Source organism: Enterobacter cloacae complex sp. IR5403 (assembly GCF_049238705.1).
Taxonomy (GTDB): Bacteria; Pseudomonadota; Gammaproteobacteria; order Enterobacterales; family Enterobacteriaceae; genus Enterobacter; species Enterobacter hormaechei_C.
The window spans coordinates 137,787-148,810 of record NZ_JBMKHP010000011.1 but is presented as its reverse complement, the minus strand read 5'-3'; the positions used below and the strand labels follow the sequence as shown (position 1 = coordinate 148,810).

The window sequence follows — 11,024 nt, the reverse complement described above, 5'->3', positions numbered from 1 at the left end:
TCAGTCCAGGGCATAGCGAGTCTCCTCTTCTATGCCAGTTATAACTGTTACCCATGTATCCGGTCTAAAGTGTTACCCATGTTTCCGGTTCATACCGCAGCGCCACCGGGCTTTTTGCCGGGTGGCACTACGTTTACCCGGCCTACATTGTGCCTACTGCCTGTACGGCAGCCCGTTATTTTTTAGACCTTGCCAGGCGCGTCGCGCAGAAAAACCACCTGTACTTAAGGAATACTGAGCAGGCAATACAGCGACTTTCTTCTAAGCTTGTAAGCGATATCACATAAAGGAGACGGACAACCATGAAACAAACCGTGGCTGCATACATAGCGAAAACCCTTGAGCAGGCTGGCGTAAAGCGTATCTGGGGCGTCACTGGCGATTCTCTGAACGGACTCAGCGATAGCCTTAACAAGATGAAAACTATTGAGTGGATGCCCACCCGCCATGAAGAAGTCGCCGCCTTTGCCGCCGGTGCCGAAGCGCAGCTTACGGGTGAACTCGCCGTCTGTGCAGGTTCCTGCGGACCGGGAAACCTGCACCTCATCAACGGTCTGTTCGACTGTCACCGCAACCATGTTCCGGTGCTGGCGATTGCGGCTCACATTCCGTCATCTGAAATCGGTAGCGGCTATTTTCAGGAGACGCATCCGCAGGAGCTGTTCCGTGAATGCAGCCACTATTGCGAGCTGGTCTCATCGCCGGAGCAGATCCCACAGGTGCTGGCGATAGCCATGCGTAAGGCGATCCTGAATCGCGGGGTTTCGGTGGTTGTGCTGCCGGGGGACGTGGCGCTGAAGGCCGCACCTGAAACCGCCACCACCCACTGGTACTCTGCGCCCCAGCCAACCATTACCCCTGCCGATGAAGAGCTGAAAAAGCTGGCGCAGCTGCTGCGATACTCCAGCAATATCGCCCTGATGTGCGGCAGCGGCTGCGCCGGCGCGCATAAAGAGCTGGTGGAATTTGCCGGTAAGCTGAAGGCGCCAGTTGTGCACGCCTTGCGCGGGAAAGAGCACGTTGAATACGATAACCCGTACGATGTCGGCATGACCGGGCTGATCGGTTTTTCCAGCGGCTTCCACACCATGATGAACGCCGACACGCTGATCCTGCTCGGCACCCAGTTCCCGTACCGCGCGTTCTACCCGACGGATGCCAAAATTATCCAGATCGACATTAATCCCGGCAGCATCGGCGCGCACAGCAAGGTGGATATGGCGCTTATCGGCGATATCAAATCCACCCTCGCCGCCCTGCTGCCGCTGCTGGAAGAAAAAACGGACCGCAAATTCCTCGATAAAGCCCTGAGCGACTATCGCGATGCGCGCAAGGGGCTGGACGATCTCGCCAAACCGAGCGAAAAAGCGATCCACCCGCAGTATCTGGCGCAGCAGATCAGCCACTTCGCCGACGACGATGCCATCTTCACCTGCGACGTAGGAACGCCCACCGTCTGGGCCGCGCGCTATCTGAAAATGAACGGCAAACGTCGCCTGCTTGGGTCGTTCAACCATGGCTCAATGGCCAACGCCATGCCGCAGGCGCTGGGCGCAAAGGCGACGGCGCCGGAACGTCAGGTGGTGGCGATGTGCGGCGACGGCGGGTTCAGCATGCTGATGGGGGATTTCCTGTCGGTGGCGCAGATGAAGCTTCCGCTGAAAATCGTGGTCTTTAACAACAGCGTGCTGGGCTTCGTGGCGATGGAGATGAAGGCCGGAGGCTACCTCACGGACGGCACCGAGCTGCACGACACCAACTTCGCCCGCATCGCCGAAGCCTGCGGTATCACCGGTATTCGGGTGGAGAAAGCCTCAGAGGTGGACGACGCCCTGCAACGCGCCTTCGCCATCGACGGCCCGGTGCTGGTGGATGTGGTGGTCGCCAAAGAAGAGCTGGCGATCCCGCCTCAGATCAAGCTGGAACAGGCCAAAGGTTTTAGCCTCTACATGCTGCGCGCCATCATCAGCGGGCGCGGTGACGAAGTGATCGAACTGGCAAAAACCAACTGGCTCAGGTAAAACATTTCACAAGACCTCTTAAATTAAAGGGATGTGAAATGATTGATTTACGTAGTGATACCGTTACCCGTCCGGGCCGCGCCATGCTCGAAGAGATGATGGCCGCCCCGGTCGGGGACGACGTCTACGGCGATGACCCGACGGTCAACGAACTCCAGCGCTATGCGGCAGAGCTGAGCGGTAAAGAGGCTGCCCTGTTCCTGCCCACCGGCACGCAGGCTAACCTGGTGGCGCTGCTCAGCCACTGCGAGCGCGGCGAAGAGTATATCGTCGGCCAGGGGGCGCATAACTACCTGTACGAAGCCGGCGGTGCGGCGGTGCTTGGCAGCATCCAGCCGCAGCCGATCGATGCCGCGCCGGACGGTACGCTGCCGCTGGACAAAGTCGCGGCCAAAATCAAAGCCGACGATATTCACTTCGCCCGCACTAAACTGCTGAGCCTCGAAAACACCCATAACGGTAAAGTCCTGCCGCGCGAATACCTGAAAGCGGCATGGGACTTTACCCGCGAGCGTAAGCTCGGCCTGCACGTTGACGGCGCACGTATCTTCAACGCCGTGGTGGAGTATGGCTGCGAGCTAAAAGAGATCACCCAATATTGCGACTCGTTCACCATTTGCCTCTCTAAAGGGCTGGGTACGCCGGTAGGTTCCCTGCTGGTTGGCAGCGCGGACTACATCAGGCGCGCCAACCGCTGGCGCAAAATGACCGGCGGCGGGATGCGTCAGGCGGGTATTCTGGCGGCTGCCGGACTGTACGCCCTGAAAAATAACGTGTCACGCCTGAAAGACGATCACGACAATGCGGCGTGGATGGCAGCGCAGCTGCGTGAAATCGGCGCTGATGTCATGCGTCACGACACCAACATGCTGTTTATCCGCGTCGGCGATGAGCATGCTGCCGCGCTGGGCGACTTTATGAAAGCCCGTGGCGTGCTGATTAACGCCTCCCCGGTCGTGCGGCTGGTGATGCACCTTGACGTTAACCGCGAGCAGTTGACCGAGGTGGTGAAACACTGGCAGGCATTTTTACAGCGTTAAGGAGCATACCGTGCCGCAACGTATTCTGGTGCTCGGCGCCAGCGGGTATATCGGTCAGCATCTGACCACTGCGTTAAGCCAGCAGGGGCACCAGGTGCTGGCAGCGGCACGCAACACGGAACGCCTGCAAAAGCTACATTTGCCTGGCGTGACGTGTCACAACGTTGACCTTAACTGGCCGAAAGCGCTTCCTGCGCTGCTGGAAGGGGTCGATACGCTTTACTACCTTGTCCACAGCATGGGCGAAGGCGGCGATTTTATCGCCCACGAGCGTCAGGTGGCGATGAACGTTCGTGATGCGCTGCGGCAAACGCCGGTGAAGCAGGTGATTTTTTTAAGCTCGCTCCAGGCGCCTGAGCACGAGCAGTCAGACCATCTGCGCGCCCGACAGCTGACGGCGGAAACGCTGCGAAGCGCCCATATCCCCGTCACCGAACTGCGGGCGGGGATCATCGTCGGCGCGGGTTCCGCCGCGTTCGAAGTGATGCGCGATATGGTCTACAACCTGCCGGTGCTGACGCCGCCGCGCTGGGTACGCTCGCGCACCACGCCCATTGCGCTGGAGAATTTACTCCACTATCTGGTGGCATTGCTGGATCACCCGGCGGAGCAGCATCGCGTGCTGGAGGCGGCAGGCCCGGAAGTGCTGAGCTATCAGGCGCAGTTCGAACATTTTATGCGGGTGAGCGGCCGCCGCCGCTGGCTGATCCCCATCCCCTTCCCGACCCGCTGGATATCGGTGTGGTTTTTGAATGTGATCACCTCCGTGCCGCCGACGACCGCCAAAGCGCTGATCCAGGGGCTGAAGCACGATCTGCTGGCGGACGATCGCGCGCTGCGCGCCTTAATTCCCCAGGAATTGATCCGCTTTGACGACGCGGTGCGCAATACGCTGAAAGAGGAAGAGAAGCTGGTGAACTCCAGCGACTGGGGCTACGACGCGCAGGCGTTTGCCCGCTGGCGGCCCGAGTACGGCTATTATCCGAAGCAGGCGGGCTGCACGGTAAAAACCTCTGCCAGCCTGGCAGCGCTGTGGGAAGTGGTGAATCAGATCGGCGGCAAAGAGCGCTATTTCTTCGGCAATATTCTCTGGCAAACGCGCGGCGCGCTGGATCTGCTGGTCGGTCACCGGCTGGCAAAAGGCCGCCCTGCCCATCCCTGGCTGAAGGTGGGCGATACCGTCGACAGCTGGAAGGTGATTATCGTTGAGCCGGAAAAACAGCTGGCGCTGCTGTTTGGCATGAAGGCGCCGGGGCTGGGGCGGCTCTGCTTCACCCTGAAGGACAACGGCGACCATCGTGAACTGGACGTTCGGGCATGGTGGCATCCGCACGGAATGCCGGGTCTGTTTTACTGGTTGCTGATGATCCCGGCACACCTGTTTATCTTCCGTGGAATGGCGAAACGGATAGCGCAACTGGCAGAACAAAAGCAGGAAGGTAACTAAATAAAACGCTTTTTCTTTCACCTTTCCCATTGCAACACATCGTAATTCACGAAAGAATGCGCACGAAATTCTTTTCAACACAGTGGATTGATATGAAGGTACTGGTTACCGGGGCGACCAGCGGCTTAGGCCGAAATGCGGTCGAGTTTCTGCGCAACAAAGGCATCAGCGTGAGGGCCACCGGTCGCAATGAGGCGATGGGTAAGCTCCTGCAAAAAATGGGCGCTGAATTTGTCCATGCCGATCTGACGGAGCTGGTCTCCTCTCAGGCCAAGGTGATGCTCGCCGGTATCGATACGCTGTGGCACTGCTCCAGTTTTACCTCCCCGTGGGGTACCCAGGAAGCCTTTGATCTCGCTAACGTGCGCGCCACGCGTCGTCTGGGCGAATGGGCCGTCGCCTGGGGCGTGCGTAACTTTATTCATATCTCCTCCCCGTCGCTCTATTTCGACTATCACCACCATCGTGATATTCAGGAAGATTTCCGCCCAGCGCGCTTCGCCTGTGAGTTTGCCCGCAGTAAAGCGGCGGGCGAAGAGGTGATCGACCTGCTGGCCCAGTCAAACCCGCACACCCGCTTTACCGTGCTGCGTCCGCAGAGCCTGTTTGGGCCGCACGACAAAGTCTTTATCCCGCGACTGGCCCAGATGATGCACCACTACGGCAGCGTGCTGTTACCGCGCGGCGGCGATGCGCTGGTGGACATGACCTATTACGAAAATGCCGTTCACGCCATGTGGCTGGCGAGCCAGCCGGAATGCGATAAGCTGGTGTCGGGCCGCGCGTACAACATCACCAACGGCGAACCCTGTACCCTGCGCAGCATTGTGCAAAGGCTGATTGACGAGTTAAAGATCGACTGCCGGATCCGTTCCGTTCCCTACCCGATGCTGGACATGATTGCCCGCAGCATGGAGCGCTTTGGCAGTAAATCGGCGAAAGAGCCTGCGCTGACGCATTACGGTGTGTCGAAGCTCAACTTTGATTTTACGCTGGATATTTCGCGGGCGGAGAACGAACTGGGGTATAAACCGATTGTATCGCTGGATGAAGGGATAGTGCGTACGGCGGCGTGGTTACGGGATCACGGGAAGTTGCACCGGTAAGCGTTCCAGCCTCATGTAGGCCGGGTAAGCGCAGCGCCACCCGGCAAAAAACAGAGAGTGCGGACTGATGCCCTCACCCCGGCCCTCTCCCACAGGGAGAGGGTGCAGACACTAAAACGGCAACCCTGGGGGTTGCCGTTTGCTGTTTATAACGCCGTCCAGGCTTCAGCCCATGCCAGACCTGCGCCTGGTTCATAGTACGTTGGAGAGTTGTTACACCAGCCGCTGTACGGGAACGGTTTGCACTGGAACAGTTTACCGTGGTTGTTCACGATATCACCGGCGTTGTACTTGCTGTTCGCGCTCCATGCCGGGTAAGACGTGTCTTCTCCGGATGGCGTTGCCGCTTTCGCTTTCACGTTCAGCAGGTAAGACGTGGTGCTGCTCAGCTCGCCATCGCTGACGGTCAGGCTCACTTCATACTGCTGCGCCGTCGCAGACTCTGGCGCGGTGAAGGTCACAACCGCTTTGTCCTGACCGGAAACAGTCTGACCATCCTGGGAACGCCAGGTATAGGTCAGCTTGTTGCCATCTGGATCGGTAGAGCCTTCCGCGCTCAGAGAAACCTGCGCACCCGCTTCAACTGCGCCGATCGGACCGGCAATCTGCGCAACCGGCGCGTGGTTCACCACAACAGGTTCGACCGGGGTTTCATCCGGCGTAGGTGTTGGCGTTGGCGCTGGCGTTTCATCGCCAGATGGCGTCGGTGTTGGCGTTACCGGGGTTTCGTCCGGGGTAACGGAAGAACCATCATCGTTAACGATTTTCACGTTAAAGAACTTCTGCACGCACTTGCTGTAGTCACCTTCTTTAAAGGCGCTGAACGGAGTCTGGTAGCCCACCAGCTGGCAAGAGTAGGTTTTGCTATCCGGGGTATCCGCGCTCCATCCCCAGTCCTGTTCCCAGTAAATCTTCAGGGCGCCTGCGCCACCTTCGTCGAACTGCTTCATGTTGGCGCAACCCAACACCTCGTTCGCCGGAACAGGCACTTTCAGGTAGTTTGCAAACTCTTTGTAGTACTTGATACGGTTCTGAGACTGCGCAATTTCAGTCGGGCCGCCGCACTCAACGCCGCCGTTGATGATCTGGGTGGTCACGCCAAAGCCCGGAACCAGACCGTTGGCTTTATCGTGGTCGTTCGGCTGCCATGTACCGTCGATCACCTGCAACATGCTTGGTTTTGGCGGCTGCGGATAGGCGAAGAAGAAGATCGCACTCGCCAGGTTCAGCCAGGTGTCCGCCACCAGCTCAGGTTTGTCGAGCAGCGTACGCACGTCGCCGTACATCGCTTCAGAGAATGGACCGTAGTTGTAGTTGTAGGACAACTGTTTCGCCCCACGACCGAAGTAGCTCAGGAAATCGCCGTCTTTATCTTTACCGCAAGGCCAGGTCTGCCCCTGCCAGACGTCCGGGTTACATTCGCCGTTATAACCGCCCTTCTGCCCTTCGCTCCAGCCCATTTCACGTACGTGGACCAGCGCCTGACGCCATTCGGCTTCCGGACGCCAGCTTTCGTGGCCGCCAGTTTCCTGGGCAAAGTGGGCAAACATGGTGGCCAGCTCTTTGCGGCAGATGGCGTCGCTGTCACGACCGTCATTGTAGGTCTTACACAGCGCCGGGAATTTACCCACGGCTTTCAGGAAGTTGCTGTAGGTATAGGCCTGCGCGCGCAGCGGGAAGAGATATTCCCAGTCGCTGGCTTTCACAATCCCTTCAACGCGTTTAACGTTGTCCGGGTTTGCCGCCCGGCCTGGCTCAATCAGTTCGACCTGCGCGTTATCCAGCGTCTGGATGGTCTCTTTCACCGAAGCCATCAGCGGGAAGTCCGTCAGTTCCTTCTCTTTCTTCGCCAGATCGCTGGCTTTGATGGTGTACGGCTCACTGCTGGTCTCCTTCAGATTCGCAGCCTGGGCCATGAATGGCGCCACGCAGGCTCCCGCAATGAGTACACTCAGTAACGTCCTTTTGTTCATTTCAGTTTTCCTGTTTATTTCAAATTAAATGTTAATATCCCGGCTTAGGTATTACTCCGTTAATACATAAACCACATTCAGCTGTTTTCACTTTTCGAAGAACACCTTCAGGAATTCTTCAAAAATAAAAAACGTTAATATCGTGCTGCTAATTTCAGTTGCTGATATTTGGCCCAGACCTTATGGGCATATTTCATCCTCTGCGGATAATTTTCTTTTTTCAGTCCGGCGTTATATGCGCCAACGGCTTCCCAGTTATAGCCATACACCCTGATCATCCCGGAGAGGATAGAAGCCCCGACCATGATCGAAGTACACGGCTCCGTGATTAATCGGTATTCGTCGATGCCTCTGCTTTCCAGCGCGGAAAAATGCGAACTGTTGATTTGCATCAGCCCGACATCCCGCGTGCCATCGCGGTTTTGCCCAACCGCATACGGATTCATACCGGATTCCACATTCGCTATCGCGTACAGTAAATAAGGATCGACATGATAATAATGCGCCGCTTTATCCCAACAATTTGCCAGTGCGCTTTGGCTTATTATCAATAACAACAAAATCAACTTTTTCATTTTTACCTGCTGACAGTTTCGGTTATTTCTCCTTACCAACATCCTGTAAAATGAATTTTGAATGACTCCCCCTCTGAAGGGGGAGTCATTAATGGGCTAGATTATTTGCAATCTGTTGATGCGCCTTCTTTTACCCATACGTCGCTGTTGGCTGGGGTATCACCACGGGTCCACCATTTCGCACGGTAAACGTTGCCTTCATAGGTGGTGGTGTCGCCGCCGTTGTACACCAGGTCAGAACGCCAGTTCATCTTCACGTTGCTCACCAGCTCCCATGCATCCACACCGAAGCCAGGCTGATTGCCCTGAGTCCAGTACTTCGCTTTCCATACCAGATGGTCGAAGCTTACGGTATCGCCACCGTTGTAGATTTTGCTGGATTCCCACGCCGCGTATTTGCTGGCGTTAGCATCCACAGGGGCATCGCAGCTTCCTTTGTCAGACGGAGGAGTCACATCATCAGCCGGAGGGGTAACGTCATCCGCCGGGTTAGTGTCTTCGTCAGCAGGTACCGGTGCAGGCGCCGCTTTCGGATTCACGGTAACCTGGACGTTAGACTGCACGCTGGTCTTACCGTCGCTCACCACCACGCTCAGGGTGTAGGTAGACGTCGAGCTCACTTCCGGTGCCGTGATATTCACGTTCGCGGAGTCAGTTCCGGTGGCGTGCATATCTGCTGGTACGCTCCAGGCGTAGGTCAGCGCATCACCGTCTGGGTCCGCAGCCTGGGCATGCAGCGCATAGGTTTCACCAGATTCAAGCGTGATCGCTTCCATTGGGTTTAAAACCGGTGCCTGGTTAGCTTTCGGCGCCTTGTTCACCACCTGTACATCAATCGCGTTGCTCAGGCCTTTTGCATCGGTCACCGTCAGGCGGAACGTCATGGTCTGGTCGGTGGTCGCTGCCGCAACGTTGAAGGTCGCTTTCGCTTTGGTGCTGTTGTTGATGGTGACAGACGGACCAGAGACCTGAGTCCATTTGTAGGTAATCGCATCGCCATCAGGATCGCTGGAAGCAGAGCCATCGAGCGTGACGGTTGCCGGGCCAGACACGTTCTGATCGGCAGAGGACGCGATTGGCGCGTGGTTGGTGACCACCGGATCAACCGGAGTCGAGTCGCTGCCCAGCAGGCTTTCGTTCATCGCATTCAGAATGTCGCCGGTATCAGAGTCGATAGACCACGCGAACAGACCGCCCAGTTTATTGGCCAGAACATACTTGCCTTTCGCCGTGGTTGAACGCGCATCTTCGTACGAGATCAGGTCGCCGGTGGATTTGTTGAAGACGTAAGGGGCTTCAGCGGTCGTGTCGTAGCCGTATTCCCAGCCTGGTTTGCCTTTGTATTCGTTCACGATCTGACGATAGTCAACCACGCCCGGTTCCCAGGTGCCTTTCACCATGCCGGTTGCCGTACCGGTGAATGGATTGTCACCGGTGTAGCCATGCACGCCGGTCCAGCCGCGGCCATACATGCCCGCACCCACCACGATCTTGCCTGGCTGTACGCCCTGCGCAAGCAGCGCGTTAACGCCGTTTTCAGTGGTGTAATCGGTGTCAGGACGCCATGCTGGCGCACGCAGCGCAGCCTGGTGGCCGAGAACGGTGTTGCTCCAGCCGCCGTAGAAGTCGTAGCTCATCAGGAAGATGTGGTCGAGATACTGCTGAGCCGTGGTGTAATCCACGTCTTCGATCTTATCGCGGCCTGCACCGATGGCGCTGGTCAGTTCATAGGTACGGCCCGTCTGTGCAGACAGCTCGTTCAGCATGGTGCGCAGGTCGTGCATCAGTGCGGTATAGGTCGCTTTATCCTGCTGCGGGTTGCCGATGGTTTCGGTTACACCGCCACCGCCCGGGAATTCCCAGTCGATATCCACACCGTCAAAGAATTTCCACGTCTGGAGGAAATCTTTCACAGAAGAGACGAAGCGTGCGCGGATAGCCGGGTCGCCCATGTGGAAGAACGGATCGGAAAGCGTCCAGCCGCCGATAGATGGCAACACTTTCAGGCCTGGATGCGCTTTTTTCAGCGCCATCAGCTGGCCAAAGTTACCTTTGTACGGGTCATCCCAGTTGGAGACGCCAGCCTGTGGTTTTTGCAGCGCAGCCCATGGGTCGTGGATCGCCACGGTAAAGTCAGGACGGCCCTTACAGTCGTTCTGAAGCACGCGGAAGCTGTTACCGCCTTCAATGGTTTTCAGGCCGTCGTTGATGCCGTCACCGCCACAGATTGGAATGAAGCCGTACAGAATGTGGTTGAGGTTTGCCGCAGGGATCTTATCAACCGGGAAGTTACGGTCGTAAACGCCCCATTCCGGGAAGTAGGCCGCAACCACTTTATCGGTATGCTTCGCGAACGCTTTGTTGTTCTCCTGGAGAGACGTATTCAGCGGCAGCAGGTGGCTACCGTCGGTGTCAGCCACAATAATCAGCTTACTGGCGCTTTTCGCACAGCCGCTGGCGTTACAGACTTCAACCTGTTCCTGATAACGCCCGCCTTTTTTCACTTTAAACGTTGCAGAGCCCGTCGCACCGGCTGCGCCGGTCCATACGGTCTGTCCGTCCAGCAGAACTTTCGCAGAAGTTGGCGCATCACCACTCCAGACGTTCCACTCAACTTTTACATCCACGCCATCGTTATGCACTTTGACAAGATTGTTATAATCCTGAGCAGCCTGATCGACTTCCACCAGGGCAAATTTGTCATTGCCATAGCCGATCGTCGGTGCACCTGGCGCTGCTGCAAATGCGGAGCTGGTTGCCGCCGCAATAAAGAGCGCCAGATATTTTGGCTTCATAAATTTCATTTTTATTTCCTGATAAATTTATTTATAACGTAGTAACCCATGTCTTCCGTGAGATCAT

The 11,024-nt window shown here is 56.9% G+C and carries 7 protein-coding genes; 4 read left to right on the top strand and 3 right to left on the bottom strand.

The features are described from left to right. Window positions 1–302 precede the first annotated feature (302 nt). The 4 genes from poxB to ACOTW6_RS15915 all read left to right on the top strand — a co-directional run bounded on the left by poxB (window position 303) and on the right by ACOTW6_RS15915 (window position 5,614). A complete protein-coding gene (gene poxB, locus ACOTW6_RS15930) occupies window positions 303–2,021 on the top strand; it encodes a ubiquinone-dependent pyruvate dehydrogenase (protein WP_032653119.1) in 1,719 nt (572 codons plus the stop codon). 38 nt (window positions 2,022–2,059) lie between these two features. Next, window positions 2,060–3,061 (top strand): low-specificity L-threonine aldolase, encoded by a 1,002-nt coding sequence (ltaE, locus tag ACOTW6_RS15925; RefSeq protein ID WP_121479142.1) that lies wholly within the window; start codon window positions 2,060–2,062, stop codon window positions 3,059–3,061. 10 nt (window positions 3,062–3,071) lie between these two features. Then, complete coding sequence (locus ACOTW6_RS15920) at window positions 3,072–4,508, top strand: SDR family oxidoreductase (protein WP_032647861.1); 1,437 nt, start codon at window positions 3,072–3,074, stop codon at window positions 4,506–4,508. 92 nt (window positions 4,509–4,600) lie between these two features. Continuing rightward, a complete protein-coding gene (locus ACOTW6_RS15915) occupies window positions 4,601–5,614 on the top strand; it encodes an NAD-dependent epimerase/dehydratase family protein (protein WP_017384852.1) in 1,014 nt (337 codons plus the stop codon). A gap of 146 nt (window positions 5,615–5,760) precedes the next feature. On the opposite strand, the gene ACOTW6_RS15910 is transcribed toward ACOTW6_RS15915, so the two are convergent. From ACOTW6_RS15910 to ACOTW6_RS15900, 3 genes are all read right to left on the bottom strand, one after another. After that, window positions 5,761–7,587, bottom strand: a complete 1,827-nt coding sequence (locus tag ACOTW6_RS15910) for a chitinase (protein ID WP_213788842.1) — start codon at window positions 7,585–7,587, stop codon at window positions 5,761–5,763. A 134-nt stretch (window positions 7,588–7,721) separates the two neighbouring features. Continuing rightward, entirely contained in the window at window positions 7,722–8,162 is a 441-nt protein-coding gene (gene iagB, locus ACOTW6_RS15905) for a type III secretion system invasion protein IagB (RefSeq protein WP_047051800.1), read from the bottom strand. 101 nt (window positions 8,163–8,263) lie between these two features. Further along, complete coding sequence (locus tag ACOTW6_RS15900) at window positions 8,264–10,966, bottom strand: glycosyl hydrolase family 18 protein (RefSeq protein WP_213788843.1); 2,703 nt, start codon at window positions 10,964–10,966, stop codon at window positions 8,264–8,266. Window positions 10,967–11,024 lie beyond the last annotated feature (58 nt).